The sequence below is a fragment of the Bradyrhizobium sp. 170 genome, assembly GCF_023101085.1.
In the GTDB taxonomy this organism is placed as follows: domain Bacteria; phylum Pseudomonadota; class Alphaproteobacteria; order Rhizobiales; family Xanthobacteraceae; genus Bradyrhizobium.
The window spans coordinates 4,978,103-4,993,287 of the sequence record NZ_CP064703.1; the positions used below are offsets into that span (position 1 = coordinate 4,978,103).

Here is a 15,185-nt window from a genome sequence, read left to right on the forward strand (position 1 = left end):
ATATCAGAAAATGTCGAAAAGGCTTTTAAGACAGAGCCTTGGCAACCACGATTAGCGGCTTGGTAACGGCCGGCTGGTACTAACAAAGAGGCCGTCGTCAGGGGCAGCCACCGGAAGGTATCCCCATGCATCCGAAGCGCGAGGCCCTTTCGGGCACCCTCACCGTCAAGACCACCCTCGCCGTCATCGTCGGCGTGCTAGCGGCACTGGTACTGATCTCCTGCGGCATTGCCGGAACAGACGCCTGGCGCAGCTACGCGGCCGCCGTCCGCGTCGCCGAGGTGAATGCAAACGCCGATCAACTGCTCAAGGGACTGGAGAACATTCAGCTCGAACGCGGCCAGACCAACACCGCGCTGCAGGCCCCTCTCCCGACAAGCGCGGAAACGCGCGACCTGATTCAGAAGCGCCGCTCGCAGGGCGATGCTGTCCTGGCTCCGGCGCTCAGGCAAATTGCCGCCACCGCGACGCCGGAGGGCAAGAAGCTGATTGCCGATCTCGAGCAGGCCTACGAACGTGTAAAGCAGCTTCGCCGCAGCGCGGATTCCGCCCTTCAGTCTCCGAAGGAGCAGCGCGATGCCGAACTGCTGAAATCCTGGTATCCGACCGTCTCGGAGTTCTTGACCAGAATTCAATCGCTCTGGACCTCCGTCTCGCGCGAGATCAGCAAGGAAGATGCCATCGTCGGCGAGGTTACGATGGTCAAGCAAAGCGCGTTCCTGATGCGCGAATATGCCGGCCGCGAACGCGCCGTCCACGCCGGCAACATCTCGGCCGGCCGCGCGCTATCGACCGAGCAGCAGCGTGACATCGCCAACTTGCGGGGGCACGTGCAGTCGAACTGGCAGACGATACGCGATCTGACCGCCGGTGCGGTGTCGCCGCTTGTCTCTGCAGTTGCCGCCGCGGAGCAAAACTTCCTCGGCCATTTCAAGGTTCAAACCGATACGGTCTATAAGGCCGGCGCGGCGGGCACCACCTATCCGATGACGGTCCAGCAATGGTACGACGCGTCGAATCCGGCGCTCGAATCCATCGTTCGTATCAAGGATGCCGCGGTCGAAGTCACCAATGGCCACGCTGGCGCGAAGGCTGCGGCGGCCAGGACCCAGCTCATCATGGTCGCCCTCGTCACCCTGCTTGGCGTCGGTGTCGGCATCGGTTCGATCTGGATCCTGTCGCGCCGCATCATCCGTCCCTTGACCGCGATGACGGCTGCCATGCGACGTCTGGCCGGCGGCGACATGTCGATCGACGTTCCGGCGCTTGGGCGCGCCGACGAGGTCGGCGAGATGGCGCGATCGGTCGCCGTGTTCCGCGACAACGCCATCGGGGCGAACGCACTGGCTACCGAGCAACGGGCCGAACAGCAGAAGAAGGAACATCGCCAGCAGGCGATGGAAGCGCTGACGCAAGGCTTCGACCGGAATGCCACAAGCGTGCTCGATGCAGTTGCCGCATCGATTGTCGAGATGCGCGCCACCGCCGAAAGAATGGCAGCCGTTGCGACCGAGAACACCAACAAGGCATCAGCCGTGGCTTCAGGCGCGCAGGAAACGTCGAGCAACGTGCAGACGGTGGCAACAGCCACGGAAGAACTGTCGGCCTCCGTCAGCGAGATCAGCCGGCAAGTCACCCAGTCGGCGGCGATCGCGGCAAAAGCCGTACAGGAAGCGCAAGGCACCAACGCCGAGATTCAGGGACTTGCGGCCATGGCCCAGCGGATCGGCGACATCGTCAAGCTGATCAACAACATCGCTTCGCAGACCAATCTGCTGGCGCTCAATGCCACCATCGAAGCGGCGCGTGCCGGCGACAGCGGCAGGGGCTTTGCCGTCGTCGCGGCCGAGGTGAAGAGCCTCGCCGAGCAGACCTCGAAAGCCACCGAAGAGATCGCCTCCCAGATCGCCGCGATCCAGGGGGCCACGCAGAAATCTGTCGTCTCGATCGAGGCGATCGGCAAGACCATCGGCGAAATCAGCGAGATCGCAACGACGATTGCGTCCGCCATCGAGCAGCAGGGCGCCGCGACCCAGGAGATCGCGCGCAATGTGCAGCAGGCCGCGTCCGGCACCCAGGAAGTATCCGCCAATGTCGGCGGCGTGACCGAGGGCGCCGCGGCCACCGGTATCGCGGCAAACCAGGTCGAGACCGCCGCCGGCAATTTGTCGCGGCAATCGCAGCAATTGCGTGAGCAGGTCGACGCGTTTCTCGGTCAGGTGCGCGCGGCGTAGCGCAAGGATTGGAACTTCGCCGGCGGCCCGCTAGTTTGGCCGCGCGCTGCCTTCGTACATGAAGGTCATCGCCTTGGGTCCAGGCATATAACCGGTTTCCACTCGATCAATCCTGAAGCCCGCACTTTCGATCATCGTGCTGATGGGTCGATTGAGATGACAGCCGCCACTGATGCGTTTCCAGGCAGGCGTCAGCCAGTCCTGCCATCGCCGCACATTCTTTTCCGGCGCCATGCCGTGCTCTACGAACAAGAGCTTCCCGCTCGGCCGAAGCACGCGACGCATTTCGGTGAGCGCCATGGCGGCATCTGGAATGCTGCACAAGGTCCAGGTGGTGACAACGGTATCAACGCTGCGATCATCGAGTGGAATGGCTTCCGCGGAAGCTTCGATGAAGTTGACCGGCATACCCGGACGTAGCGCACGTCGAGCCATCGCGATCAGCTTCGCAGACGGCTCCAGCGCCAACACCTCCTTCACCGGTGGCCGATAGAGGGGCAGATTCTGGCCTGAACCGATGCCGATCTCGATCACCCGGCCTTCGGCTGCGCCGATCACTCGCGCGCGATAGGGCCGCAGCTGCTTGTTGCGCATCGCGAGATCGCAGAGCCTTGGCAGGACGACGTCACTATAAAAGGCCATCGGTGCACACTCGCGTTTGGAGAGACTATGGTATTTGGGGGCCGCCAGTCACCCATGCCAGGTCTCAGCACCGCGCCTCGATCGCTTTGCTGATTTCTTCCGGTGCGGCAAAAATCACATCTGCCCGGTCACCCATCATTCCCGCAGGCACAAGGGCTGGTCCGCCGCTTTGCGGACCATCTTTTCCGGAATCGGTTTTCAGGCGCAGGTTGCGCTCCCAAAACGCGCGGGTCTTGCCATCGGCCGTGGTCACCCGATAGGTCTCGCGACAGTAGGTGATCGTCTTCACCTGCATGTTCGATTCCAGGCTTTTCAAATTGGGAACGCGGCCGCCGCCCATCATCCCACCCATCATTCCGCCCATGCCTCCCATTTGCCCTTGAGCGTACCGCTCCGGCGCGGCTCCCGGTTTTGTTGCTTCCTTCAGAAACGCGAGCAGGTCTGCGCGGTGCTGCGGCTCCTTGATGCCGTTAAACGTCATTTCATTGTCCGGCACCATGCGATCGGGATCGGTCAACCAGGCATCCAGCGAGCGGTCGTCCCAGATGATGCCGGACGATTTGAGAGCATCGGAGTAGCGTTCGAAGCTCGGCAACGATCCGGCCTTCCGATCCCACAGACCGGCAAGGCTCGGCCCCGTCATATTTCGATCCGGTTCAAGCGAATGACACGGCGCGCACATGCGAAAATCCCGCTGGCCCCGCGCAAGCTGTCCTGGCTCGGCGATCGCCTGCGAAGACCATGCCAACGTCGAAAGTGCGATCGCGACAAGCTTGTTCATCGCCGCTCGTCCTTGCTCGCAGTGCGAAGATACTTGATCGGCGCCGCAGCCGCGAGGACTAAGACGATCACGATCGGCAACCATGATAGCCCTATGCCCTACTTAGTCCGCGTGGCCAGCCGTTAGTCAACGACGCCTGGTTGCGGCTGTGGGAGATCCGTTGCGCCCACCTACGTCAACGGCCCTTCGGACCGCCCTGGTAGCGGAACCCCGATCCGCCGCCGGCGGTCGCGGGCGCCAAACGTAGTGCTGCTCGATCGTAGGCGAACGCAGAATACGGACCGGTTTGCGAGACAGCTCCGATCGGCGTGCTCCGCCTAGCCTCATTCGGCCAATAGCTCTTGTCGGTAATGGTCGAACCCGCTTGCGCTGTCGCGGAGATCGCCACAAGGGGCAACAAGAGGGAAATTGTGAGAAGGTGTTTGGTCGACATATCCCGGCTCCATGATGTTGGAAGCGCCGTGGTGTGCGCCTCTAACCATGAGTTCGGAGCCAAATGTCAGCCGGTTACACGCTCACGCCGACGTGACATCGCGTGGTACGCCATTCACCAACTCAACAGCCGTGGTCCCAATGTCGCGCCCGCGAGGGTGCACAGCACAATTGTTCCACCGTACCAGACGGCAATAAACGGCAGCGAATCGTCGGTGCAGTGGAGCGCATAAGCCATCGCGCTCACGCCTCCTGCGACGAGACCGGCGAAAGCGCCCGCGCGCACGAGATTCGTTGGCGCCGCTCGGCGCACGGCCCAAATTGAAGCGGCAAAGGGCACGATGGCAATGACCGGAATGGAAAGGAGGCATTCCAGCCATTCATCGCCTACGATCATCCGGTCCCAATGCGCAGGGGGCGCGGACCCAAGGCTGATTGAGGCAAGAATCACGACGATGAGAAACGGCGCAGCGATAAGGAAGAGCGACATCCTCCGTTCACCGCCGGGGCGCGCCAGCCTCATCAAGTAGGCCATCGCGAGACCGCCGATCCCAATCGCGAACGCCAGCTTGATGGTGAGATAGATCAGCGCGCGGGTTGTCGTCAAATCGGGGCGGAGGCCCAGGCCTGCAAAAGCGATGCCGAGGGCCGCGATCGCCGCCGCGGCAATTGCGACATGCAGCGTTCGGACAACCGCGTTGCGGTCGACCGGCTCAAGATTCGCACTCAGAAGCGCAACCAGATCATCCGTCTTCATGTTCGCGTTTCCCGGGCAATCGACGCAGCGAGCGCTTTGAGCCCGCGATGAATATTTACCTTTACGCCCGACTCCGAGAGACCGCATCGTTTCGCGGCTTCGGCCACGCTCAGCCCGTCAAGTTTTACGGCCCCGATCGCACATTGCATGCCTTCCGGCAGCCGCTGCATAAGCCGCCGGATATCATGCGTGCTTTCGGCGTCGGCATTGTCATCATGTGCCATGACCTCATCGGCCGCGTCGATCGGCATCTCGGCGAGCGACGCGCGATTGCGGCGCAGAAAATCGATCAGTTTGTAGCGCGCGATGGCGTGCACCCAAGGCGTGAGTGGCTCCCGCGGATCATAGGTATGCCGCTTGAGGTGTATCGCCAATATGGCTTCCTGCACCAAATCTTCCGCCTCCGCTATTCCCCTGCCGACTGCGACGAGTTTGGTCTTGTAATAGGCACGCAGGCGACGGCTCAACCGGTCGAGCAGCGAGCGGTGCGACGCCGCGTTACCGTCCAGGCTCGCAAGCATGAGGGCCTTGAGTTCGATTTCCAGGGTCGTCATGCCTGCTATCTCGTTAGTTCGACGGTCCGGCGGATTTGGTTACAGTCGGCAGACTCGGGAACTTTTCGCGGTCCGACAGGGGAAGCGATCGACGGCGGCGCCCCGGCAGAATCTTCCATATCTTTCAGCCCAAATCCCTTCACCAGGCCGAAGATCGCCGGGATCACGATCAGCGTCAGCAAGGTGGAGGAGATCATGCCGCCAATCATCGGCACGGCGATGCGCTGCATGATCTCCGAGCCGGTGCCGCTGCTCCACATGATCGGGAGCAGCCCGGCCATGATGGCCACCACCGTCATCATCTTCGGCCGCACGCGCTCGACCGCGCCCTCCATGATGGCATCGTAGAGGTCGCTACGCGTTAGGGCGCGGCCCTCGGCTTCGCGCCGGCCCTTGATCTCAGCCAATGCCTGGTTGAGATAGATCAGCATCACCACACCGGTCTCGGCGGCGACACCGGCCAGTGCGATGAAGCCGACCGCGACCGCCACCGAAAGGTTGAAGCCGAGCCACCACATCAGCCAGAACCCGCCGACTAGCGCGAACGGCAGCGACAGCATCACGATCATCGTCTCGGTGACGGACCTGAAGTTGAGATACAACAGCAGGAAGATGATGAGCAGCGTCGCGGGAACGACGATTTTGAGCCGTGCGGTGGCGCGTTCGAGATATTCGTACTGGCCGCTCCACATCACATAGTAGCCGGGTGGAAACTGGATGCTGGCTTGCACGGCGCGCTGCGCCTCGGCGACATAGCCGCCGAGGTCGCGGTCGCGGATGTCGACATAGATGTAGGTCGCCAACTGGCCGTTCTCGGTGCGGATCGAGGACGGCCCGCGCGCGGGGGCAATCTTTGCGACTTCGCCGAGCGGGACGGCGCCGCCGGCCGGCATCGGCACCAGCACGTCGCTTGCAATCGCCTTTGGATTGTCGCGCAAATCCCGGGGGTAGCGCATGTTGACGGAGAAGCGCTGGCGTCCCTCGACTGTCGTCGTGACCGTCTGTCCGCCAAGCGCCGTTGCAATGGTATCCTGGACGTCCTGGACCATGATGCCGTAGCGCGCCATCGCTTCGCGGTCCGGCGTGATCTCCAGATAATAGCCGCCGATGCCACGCTCGGCGTAGGCGGACGAGGTGCCGGGGACAGCCTTCAGGACTTGCTCGATTTGCTTGGCGAGCTTGTCGATCTCGACCAGATCGGTGCCGATCACCTTGACCCCGACCGGGGTGCGGATGCCGGTCGACAGCATGTCGATGCGAGCCTTGATCGGCATGGTCCAGGCGTTGGAGACGCCGGGAAACTGTAGCGCCTTGTCCATCTCCGCGATCAGGCTGTCGATCGTCACGCCGGCCCGCCACTCCTGCTTTGGCTTGAGATTGACGACGGTCTCGTACATTTCCGACGGCGCCGGATCGGTTGCGGTCGCGGCGCGGCCTGCCTTGCCGTAGACGGATTCGACTTCCGGAAAAGACCGGATGATCCGATCCTGTGTCTGCATCAGTTCAGCGGACTTGGTGACAGAGATGCCCGGCAATGTTGTCGGCATGTAGAGCAGCGTGCCCTCGTTCAAATTGGGCATGAACTCGGTGCCGAGCTGCCGAGCTGGCCACACCGTCACGGCCAGAACGGCGAGCGCGATCAGGATCACGAGAGACTTGGCGCGCATGACGCTCTTGATGACGGGCCGATAGATCCAGATCAAGAAGCGGTTGATCGGGTTTTTGTGCTCGGGAACGATCTTGCCGCGGACGAAGATCACCATTAGCGCCGGCACAAGCGTCACCGAGAGAAGCGCGGCGGCAGCCATGGCGAAAGTCTTTGTGAAAGCCAGTGGACTGAACAGCCGTCCTTCCTGCGACTCCAGCGTGAAGATCGGCATGAATGACACGGTGATAATCAGCAGGCTGAAGAACAACGCCGGCCCGACCTGGGCGGCCGCCTCGATCAGGATCGCGACCCGCGACTGTCCAGGCTCGGCCCGTTCGAGGTGCTTGTGGGCATTCTCGATCATGACGATCGCCGCATCCACCATGGCGCCGATCGCGATCGCAATGCCGCCGAGGCTCATGATGTTGGAGCCAATCCCCAGCAATTTCATCGCACCGAAGGCCATCAGCACGCCGACCGGCAGCATCAGGATGGCGACCAGCGCGCTGCGGACGTGCAGCAGGAACACGATGCAGACCAATGCGACGACGACGCTCTCCTCGAACAGCGTGTGCTTGAGCGTGTCGATTGCTGCGTATATCAGGTTCGAGCGGTCGTAGACCGGAACAATCTCGACCGACTTCGGCAGGCTGCTTGCGATTTCCTGGAAACGCTTCTTGACGTTCTCGATGACGTTGAGTGCGTTGACGCCAAAGCGCTGCAGCACGATACCGCTCGCGACCTCGCCCTCCCCGTTCAGTTCGGTGATGCCGCGCCGCTCGTCGGGGCCGAGCTCCACCCGGGCGACGTCGCGCAGCAACACCGGCGTGCCGTTGCTCACTTTCAGCACGACGTTGCCGAGATCGTTGATGCTCTTCAGATAGCCCTTGCCACGGATGACGTATTCGAATTCGGACAGCTCGACGGTGCGGCCGCCAACGTCAGCGTTGCTGGCACGGATCGCCTCGCGCATCTTCTGCATGGTGATGCCGCGGTCGCGCATGCGCTGCGGATCGAGGATCACATTGTACTGCTTGACGAAGCCGCCGACGCTCGCCACTTCCGCGACGCCTTCGGCCTTGGCGAGCGCGAACTTCAGATTCCAGTCCTGAATCGTGCGGGTGTCGGAAAGGTTCAGCTCCTTCGACACGATAGCATATTGGTAAACCCAGCCGACACCGGTCGCATCCGGGCCGATGGTCGGCGTCACGCCGGCGGGAATGCGTGAGGTCGCGCCGTTCAGGAATTCGAGCACCCGCGAGCGCGCCCAATAGATGTCGGTCCCGTCTTCAAAAATGACGTAGACGAACGAGACGCCGAAGAACGAGAAGCCGCGAACGACTTTCGACTTCGGTACCGTCAGCATCGCCGTCGTCAAGGGATAGGTGACCTGGTCCTCGATGACCTGGGGCGCCTGGCCGGGGTACTCCGTGTAGACGATGACCTGCGTGTCAGAGAGGTCGGGGATGGCGTCCAGCGGCAGATGGACGAGCGCGTAGATACCCGCCGCAGCAGCGAAGCCGGTGCCGAACAGCACCAGCAGCAGGTTACGGGCCGACCAGGCGATCAAGCGGGCAATCATTGCTGAGCTCCCTCGGCAAAGCCCTTGAGAGCGGCCTTCAGGTTACTCTCCGCATCGATCAGAAAATTGGCCGCAACGACAACGGGCTCTCCGTCCTTCACCCCGCTGCGGATTTCGATCAGGCTGCCGCCCCGGCGGCCGATCTGGACGTCGCGAGGTTCGAACCGGCCCTCGCCCTTGTCGACCAGAACGACCTGCCGAGAGCCCGTATCGAGCACCGAACTGTCGGGAACCGCCAGAACGGGCTCCGAGCCGCCAATCTCGATGTCGGCATCGACGTACATGTCCGGCAGTAACGCCAGATCTGAATTGTCGAGTTCGATCCGAACGCGGGCTGTCCGTGTCTCGCGGTTGACCTGGGGGTAGACGACCGCGATTTTTCCGGAGAAGTCCCGCGCGGCGAAGCTGCGCGCCCGGACGGTTACGGGCTGTCCGACCGCAAGCGAGCCGAGGTCGCGCTCGGCCACGTCGATCAATGCCCAGACAACCGAGGTGTCGGCGACGCGGAAGAGCACGTCGCCCGGTTGAGCTCGCATGCCCTGGACCGCGTTGCGTTCCAGTACGATGCCATCGCGCGGGGCCGACCACTCGACGGTCACGGGAACGACCCGCGTCCGTTCGATCGCGGTGATCACCGCGTCGGGCACGTCGAGATTCATCAACCGTTGCCGCGAGCCGCGTCCGTAGGAGGGTTCGCCCGCCGTAGTCCTGGACGTCAAGGTCGTCACATATTCGGCGGCCGCACTGGAAACTGCGGGACTGTAGACCTGCATCAAAGGCTGTCCCTTCTTGACGAAGGTGCCAGTCGTGACGTCGGCAACCGATTGCAGGTAGGTTTCCGCGCGCATCGCGATCACCGAGACGCGGCGCTCATCGAGCTGCACTGTACCCGGCGCGCGGATCGCGGTACGGATCACGCGCCGGGCGGCGGGCTCCGATTTGACGCCGGTCCGCTGGATCTTTCCCGGCGAGACCTTGACCGATCCGTCGTCGCTGTCCTCGCCTTCATAGACGGGGATGTAATCCATTCCCATCGAATCCTTCTTCGGCGTCGGCGAAACATCTGGCAGACCCATCGGGTTGCGGTAATACTTGATCTTGCGGTCGGCGGGCGGCGCGGCCGCCACTTCCGCCGGATCGTCGAAACTGATGTCGGCGCCCCGGGGAACGGCGCGGTAGTCGCGGCCGTCAGGCGTCTTCTTCGGCGTCAGCGAATACAAAGTCTTGCCGTCCGGATCCTGATAGTAGATCGCAGCAACAGCCGGTTCGGCGCGCGCCTGCTCCATGACGTGTGCGTGCTTCGTCTCTCTGCTCGGCCAGAGATATGGACGCGAGAGGGCGCCAGCGATCGCCACAGCCGTGACGGCAGCAGCGATCGCAACCATGACTGACCGTTTCATTGGTCGGCCTGGATGACGAGTTTGTTTTCGACCGTGCCGGTTTCACCCTGCACCTTCGCGCCGAGCGACAATTGCCACCGGCCAGCCATGCCAAAGGTGGCCTTGAACCGGTAGGTGCCCGGCTCCGATCCCGGAAGCGGGGTGACCTTGGTGACCATCTCCTGCATGGCATCCGGAGCCATGTCGAGGCGCGTGGCGAAAATGACCGCGTCCGGAACAGGCTTTCCCGTCGTCTTGTCGACGAGCTTCACGGCGATAGTTTTGTCGGGACCGGTCTTGACGGTCGGCTCGACCAGCCTGAACTCGTAGTTCTTGATGTCGGCGAGCGCGACGGTGGCGACGCAGGTCAGGGCAGCGCCGGTCAACGCAACCCAAAGGGTGCGCGAATATTGAATGGCCTTCATAGTGATATCCTCGATCTCGTGGTCAGCTGCGAACGCAGCATGGGCGCGGACGCCACAAAGCGCCGCGGGACTCCGGCGTTACGCCGAACGGACCAGGGATCGGGGAGGTTTTGGAGGGGGTGAGTATCCAACGCTTTCCACTTCTGGATCGCTGCCGGGAAGCAGCATCCGAAGCGTAACGGACTGGATTTCAGCGACACCAGCCGGCAGCGGCGCCTGCAACGTCGTCGACACGCAGAGCGCCATCAACGGGCACTGGCCGCAATCGACAGGCGCCGACTTGTCCGGGCAACACGGCATGTCTTCGGACATGGCGGCCGTGTCGTCGGACATCGACGTCATCGCCATCGATGCCGTCGCGCCCGTATTCGCCCGCGCCGTGAGCGGGGCGATGACGAGGCCGACGATCACAAGGACCGCCAGCAGCCGGCAAAGGTGGATCGAGCGTTTCACGGGGCCAGTTTCGCACAACCTGACCCGTGATGGGAAGCAAAGTTCCATCACGAAATCGCGGGTTTCGTTAACATATCCCGGTCGGGAAAGATCGCATTGCGATGAATCAAATCCATCCGCACCGGCAGGGCCAGGTTCGTATTGCCGGAGAGCCAGAACATTTTTCTGGGCCGCGACTTAAGGTAACGACCGCCCGGTGGCGGTCTGCCCTCCAGCCAGGAGCACCACCATGCACGCCCGCGAAATGATCGGCACCCACCCGGCCGTCCAGGGCCAGATCAACGACGCCCTGATCCGCTGCATCGAGGAATGTTATTCCTGCGCCCAGACCTGCACCTCCTGTGCCGACGCCTGCCTGTCGGAGCGCATGGTGCAGGAGCTGACCCAGTGTATCCGCCTGGATATGGATTGCGCCGACATCTGCAACATCACCGGCCGCATCATGACCCGCCGGACCGGTTCCGATGACGAAGTGATGCGCCGCATGCTCAGCGTCTGCGCCGCCGCCTGCCGGCTTTGCGCGGAGGAGTGCCAGAAGCACGCCGCCGTGCATGAACATTGCCGGATCTGCGCGGAAAGCTGCCGCCGCTGCATGGAGGCCTGCCAGGAAGTGGCACGTGGCATGGCGCACTAGCGCGCTGAGGCCTGTGGATCAGGATCAGCGCTCGCGCCTGAAAACGCTGAACTGGAAGAGCTGGTGCGAGCCCCAGGGGGTTGCGTGTTCGTGCCGTTGGGTGTGGTCCAGGTGAAACCCCGAACCGAGCGCCTGCCCGAGGCTTGCGGCGTCGTAACGCGCGACCGGCAGACCGCTGCACTTTTCAGGGCCGTCGAGCGCGAAGGTGGCGATGATGGCGTGCCCTCCGGCTTTCAATCCTCGTCCGAGGCGCTCGATATAGGCGGCGCGGTCTTTCTCGTCGGTGAGAAAGTGGAACGCCGCCCGGTCGTGCCAGATGTCGTATCGCTTCTCCGGCTCCCAGATCGTCGCGTCCGCCACCAGCCAGTGAACTCGGTCGGCACGCGCTCCGAGGCGAGCCTTGGCAGCCTCCAATGCCGCGCCCGACAGATCGAGCACGGTGACATCCTCAAACCCCTGCTCGACGAGATTGTCCACCAGCCGCGAAGCGCCGCCGCCGATGTCGATGATGGCCGAATTGCTGACAGCGCCTGCCTGCACGATCAATTCGAGCGAAGGCGCCGGGCTTTGCTGAAACCAGCTGACCTCGTTCTCGCGCTTCGTCGTGTAGACGTTCTCCCAATGGGCCTGACGGCCAGCATCTTCCATGAGCCTCACCTCCCTGTCCGTACATGGTCATGCGGCCCGTCTTCGACAACGAGCCAACGACCATGTCGCCGGCGTTCGCGCCCGCAGCTCTGCTGCGCGGATGGCCGCGGGGACAGCCGGTGATGCATAACCAACGGGATATAGTAAGCTCAGGAACCGGCGGTTCCCTCAGTGAGGCCTGCCATTGCGCTTCAAATTCCCACTTGACCAGCCCATATCTCCGCGGTTATGGATAAATCAATAACTCATAGGTTATCGATCCCAGATGCCGAACGCCCACGACGTGCTCTTCAGAACACTCGCCGATCCTTCCCGTCGGGCGATCTTCGAGCGGCTGTGCCGCGAAGGAGAGCAGACGGTGGGAGCCCTGACGGCGCGGGCCGGGATCTCGCAACCGGCCGTCTCAAAACATCTCGGCGTTCTCAAACAGGCCGGGCTGGTGCGCGACCGCCATCAAGGTCGGCAGACGCACTATAGCGCGCAGCTCGGCGCCCTGGCCCCGCTGATCGACTGGACGAGCGAGATGGCGGGGTTCTGGCAGCGGAAATTCGACGATCTCGAAGATCTACTCAAACGGATGGACCAATGACCAACACCGCGACCGAAACCCGCTCCGTCGTCGTCGAGCGCGAAATGCCGCATCCCCCGGAAAAGCTCTGGCGCGCGCTCACGCAACCGCACCTGATGGAGGAATGGCTGATGAAGAACGACTTCAAGCCAGTCGTGGGTCATCATTTCAATCTTCGCGGCGAATGGGGCGGCGTGCTGGACTGCGAGGTCCTCGCGATCGAGCCGGACAAGGCGCTGTCCTACACCTGGAATTTCAAGCACGAGGATGCGGCCTTCAGTCTGCAGAGCGTGGTGACCTTTACGCTCACGCCAACGCGCACCGGGACCCTGCTGCGCATGGAGCAGACCGGCTTCCGGCCGGATCAGAAGCAGGCCTACGGCGGCGCCCACGCCGGATGGCAGCAATTCTTCGCGAAGCTGGAAGAGCTCGTGGCGCGGGCGGACTGAAACCGCCGCGTTGCGCTTCGGATCGTTTCAAATCAAGGGAGGTCTCATTGAACTGGAATATTTCTATTCGGCAAATTCACCGCTGGCTGTCCATTGCCTTCACGGTGGCCGTCATCGTCAACGTCGTCGCCATGGTGCAGGAGAAGCAGGCCGTCTGGGTCGGCCTTCTGGCGCTGCTTCCGCTGATCTTGCTTCTGCTCACTGGCTTGTACATGTTCGCGTTGCCCTACGCCGCCAAATGGCGCAGCGGTTGAAGCACCGGACGGGAGTGAACGCCATGGCGCAAACGACGTCGAAACGGCCGACGAAGGCGGCCAAGGCCGCCGCCAAGCAGCCCGCCGCAAATCCCGTGTTGCTCTCGGGCGGCAATCCTCAGATCGCGAAGGGATACGGCGACGCGCCCGTGCAGGCCTACATCGCGGCCATGCCGGGCTGGAAGCGCGACCTCGGGCGCCAGCTCGATGCGCTGATCGTGCGCACCGTCCCCGGCGTGCACAAGGCGGTCAAATGGAATTCGCCGTTTTATGGTGTCGAGGAACAGGGCCCCTGGTTCCTCAGCTTTCATTGCTTCACCAAATACGTCAAAGTGACATTCTTCCGCGGCACATCGCTGCGCCCTGTCCCTTCAGGCGAGTCCAAGCACAATGAAGTGCGCTATCTCGACATCCATGAGGGTGAGCTTGACGAAGCGCAGTTCGTTGCCTGGGTGAAGCAGGCGAGCCAATTGCCCGGCGAACGATTGTGAGTGATGCATGAGCGATGACTGGGACTTTTACTCCCTCCGCGTCGACGGTGAACCGGCGTCGATCTTTGTCGACTTGGGAATAAGCAAGGATGCTCCCATCAGAAGTCATACGACGATGGGTTACCTCCGCGTTCTGATGCTCCGCCCACGAGAGGACGGCCTCTCCAGCCAGGATGAATTCGACGATCTCATTGCGTTGGAAGACCACGTAACGGCAAAGGTCATCGAGAATGGAGCGGCGGTCTTCGTTGGTCGAAACACGTCCAGCGGAAATAGGGATTTCTATTTCTATGTTGCCGATTCCACAAATTTCGAGAAGACGGCCAAAGCCGCGATGCGCGAGTTTCCTGCCTACGAGTACGAAACGGGCACGCGCGCGGATCAGGAGTGGCGAACGTATTTCGACTTTTTGTATCCATCAGAAATTGACTTTCAGCGCATCATGAACCGCCGTGTCCGTCAGCAACTGGAAAAGAACGGCGACAACGCGAGCAACGAGCGCAAGATTGATCACCTTGCCTTCCTCCCGAACCCGAAGGCGCAAACTGCGTTTACAGATTACGTTCAGGGCGAGGGTTACACCGTCGAGAGTGCCCCCGACGAGCCGAACGCCGATGGTCAATTCCGCGTCGAGTTCTACAGAGTAGATCAGCCCGCGCGCATCGACGAGATTGCCGTTCCGTTGTTTCGGAAGGTCGCTGAGCTAGCGGGCGAATACGACGGCTGGGGCTGCGAAGTATCGCCCTGAATGTCGGCGAAGGTCGCGGAAAGTTATCGGCAACAACCATGAAGAATACAGCCATGAAGATAAAGAAGAGCGGCACGAGCGAAGCAAAAGGCGGCAGCTCTCCCTCTCAGCACATCGATGCGAGAATCAAGGAGCTGGGTGATTGGCGCGGCGAGACGCTCGCGCGTATCAGGAGCATCATCAAGCAGGCCGTCCCCGAAGTGGTCGAGGAGTGGAAGTGGCGCGGCGTTCCGGTATGGGAGCACGACGGCATCATCTGCACTGGCGAGACCTACAAGGCTGTCGTGAAGATGACCTTCGCCAGGGGCGCCTCGCTGGACGACCCGACAGATCTCTTCAACTCCAGCCTCGAAGGCAACACCAGGCGCGCCATCGATTTCCACGAGGGCGACAGGATCGATGAAAAGGCGTTGAAGGCGCTCATTCGCGAGGCCGCGGCGCTGAACATGTCAGCGCGGGCTGCCCGCTCCCGGAAGAAAAAGAGCGCTTGAGGAAACGACGGCGCT

The 15,185-nt window shown here is 62.3% G+C and carries 17 protein-coding genes; 8 read left to right on the forward strand and 9 right to left on the reverse strand.

Translation table 11 applies throughout. From position 1 onward, the window contains the following. The first annotated feature begins 125 nt into the window (after window positions 1-125). Window positions 126-2,234: a HAMP domain-containing methyl-accepting chemotaxis protein gene (locus IVB05_RS23255; RefSeq protein ID WP_247778240.1), complete on the forward strand. Its 2,109-nt coding sequence runs from the start codon at window positions 126-128 to the stop codon at window positions 2,232-2,234. A 30-nt stretch (window positions 2,235-2,264) separates the two neighbouring features. Here the strand turns inward: IVB05_RS23255 and IVB05_RS23260 are convergent, their stop codons facing one another. From IVB05_RS23260 to IVB05_RS23295, 8 genes are all read right to left on the reverse strand, one after another. Further along, the gene (locus tag IVB05_RS23260) at window positions 2,265-2,876 is read right to left on the reverse strand and encodes a class I SAM-dependent methyltransferase (protein WP_247778241.1); all 612 of its coding nucleotides are present in this window, start codon (window positions 2,874-2,876) and stop codon (window positions 2,265-2,267) included. Between the two features lie 64 nt (window positions 2,877-2,940). After that, the gene (locus tag IVB05_RS23265) at window positions 2,941-3,657 is read right to left on the reverse strand and encodes a cytochrome c family protein (protein ID WP_247778242.1); all 717 of its coding nucleotides are present in this window, start codon (window positions 3,655-3,657) and stop codon (window positions 2,941-2,943) included. A 547-nt stretch (window positions 3,658-4,204) separates the two neighbouring features. Beyond that, window positions 4,205-4,846: a DUF1109 domain-containing protein gene (locus tag IVB05_RS23270; RefSeq protein ID WP_247778243.1), complete on the reverse strand. Its 642-nt coding sequence runs from the start codon at window positions 4,844-4,846 to the stop codon at window positions 4,205-4,207. Next, a complete protein-coding gene (locus IVB05_RS23275; RefSeq protein WP_247778244.1) occupies window positions 4,843-5,400 on the reverse strand; it encodes a sigma-70 family RNA polymerase sigma factor in 558 nt (185 codons plus the stop codon). The genes IVB05_RS23270 and IVB05_RS23275 overlap by 4 nt, the downstream gene beginning before the upstream one ends. Window positions 5,401-5,405: 5 nt before the next feature. Further along, a complete protein-coding gene (locus IVB05_RS23280; RefSeq protein ID WP_247778245.1) occupies window positions 5,406-8,630 on the reverse strand; it encodes an efflux RND transporter permease subunit in 3,225 nt (1,074 codons plus the stop codon). Continuing rightward, window positions 8,627-10,030, reverse strand: a complete 1,404-nt coding sequence (locus IVB05_RS23285; RefSeq protein ID WP_247778246.1) for an efflux RND transporter periplasmic adaptor subunit — start codon at window positions 10,028-10,030, stop codon at window positions 8,627-8,629. The genes IVB05_RS23280 and IVB05_RS23285 overlap by 4 nt, the downstream gene beginning before the upstream one ends. Then, window positions 10,027-10,434 carry a FixH family protein gene (locus tag IVB05_RS23290; protein ID WP_247778247.1) on the reverse strand — a complete coding sequence of 136 codons (408 nt, stop codon included), beginning with the start codon at window positions 10,432-10,434 and terminating at the stop codon, window positions 10,027-10,029. Before IVB05_RS23290 ends, IVB05_RS23285 begins: the two co-directional genes overlap by 4 nt. Before the next feature lie 78 nt (window positions 10,435-10,512). Next, window positions 10,513-10,887, reverse strand: coding sequence for a hypothetical protein (locus IVB05_RS23295; RefSeq protein WP_247778248.1), 375 nt, complete (start codon window positions 10,885-10,887; stop codon window positions 10,513-10,515). Window positions 10,888-11,116: 229 nt separating this feature from the next. Between IVB05_RS23295 and IVB05_RS23300 the strand changes: the two genes are divergently transcribed. Beyond that, window positions 11,117-11,521 (forward strand): four-helix bundle copper-binding protein, encoded by a 405-nt coding sequence (locus tag IVB05_RS23300; protein WP_247778249.1) that lies wholly within the window; start codon window positions 11,117-11,119, stop codon window positions 11,519-11,521. A 24-nt stretch (window positions 11,522-11,545) separates the two neighbouring features. On the opposite strand, the gene IVB05_RS23305 is transcribed toward IVB05_RS23300, so the two are convergent. Then, on the reverse strand, window positions 11,546-12,169 hold the full coding sequence (locus IVB05_RS23305; RefSeq protein WP_247778250.1) for a class I SAM-dependent methyltransferase: 624 nt from the start codon (window positions 12,167-12,169) through the stop codon (window positions 11,546-11,548). Window positions 12,170-12,434: 265 nt separating this feature from the next. Here IVB05_RS23305 and IVB05_RS23310 point away from each other — a divergent pair, with 265 nt between their 5' ends. Genes IVB05_RS23310 through IVB05_RS23335 form a run of 6 tightly spaced genes read left to right on the forward strand, consistent with a single transcriptional unit; the run spans window position 12,435 to window position 15,170 of the window. Further along, on the forward strand, window positions 12,435-12,758 hold the full coding sequence (locus IVB05_RS23310) for a metalloregulator ArsR/SmtB family transcription factor (RefSeq protein ID WP_247515881.1): 324 nt from the start codon (window positions 12,435-12,437) through the stop codon (window positions 12,756-12,758). Beyond that, window positions 12,755-13,186 carry an SRPBCC domain-containing protein gene (locus tag IVB05_RS23315; RefSeq protein ID WP_247778251.1) on the forward strand — a complete coding sequence of 144 codons (432 nt, stop codon included), beginning with the start codon at window positions 12,755-12,757 and terminating at the stop codon, window positions 13,184-13,186. Before IVB05_RS23310 ends, IVB05_RS23315 begins: the two co-directional genes overlap by 4 nt. 47 nt (window positions 13,187-13,233) lie before the next feature. After that, on the forward strand, window positions 13,234-13,440 hold the full coding sequence (locus IVB05_RS23320) for a hypothetical protein (protein ID WP_247778252.1): 207 nt from the start codon (window positions 13,234-13,236) through the stop codon (window positions 13,438-13,440). A gap of 23 nt (window positions 13,441-13,463) precedes the next feature. Continuing rightward, on the forward strand, window positions 13,464-13,931 hold the full coding sequence (locus IVB05_RS23325) for a DUF1801 domain-containing protein (protein WP_247778253.1): 468 nt from the start codon (window positions 13,464-13,466) through the stop codon (window positions 13,929-13,931). A 7-nt stretch (window positions 13,932-13,938) separates the two neighbouring features. Next, window positions 13,939-14,679 carry a DUF695 domain-containing protein gene (locus IVB05_RS23330; RefSeq protein ID WP_247778254.1) on the forward strand — a complete coding sequence of 247 codons (741 nt, stop codon included), beginning with the start codon at window positions 13,939-13,941 and terminating at the stop codon, window positions 14,677-14,679. A 53-nt stretch (window positions 14,680-14,732) separates the two neighbouring features. Continuing rightward, window positions 14,733-15,170 carry a DUF1801 domain-containing protein gene (locus tag IVB05_RS23335; RefSeq protein WP_247778255.1) on the forward strand — a complete coding sequence of 146 codons (438 nt, stop codon included), beginning with the start codon at window positions 14,733-14,735 and terminating at the stop codon, window positions 15,168-15,170. The last annotated feature ends 15 nt before the right edge of the window (window positions 15,171-15,185 follow it).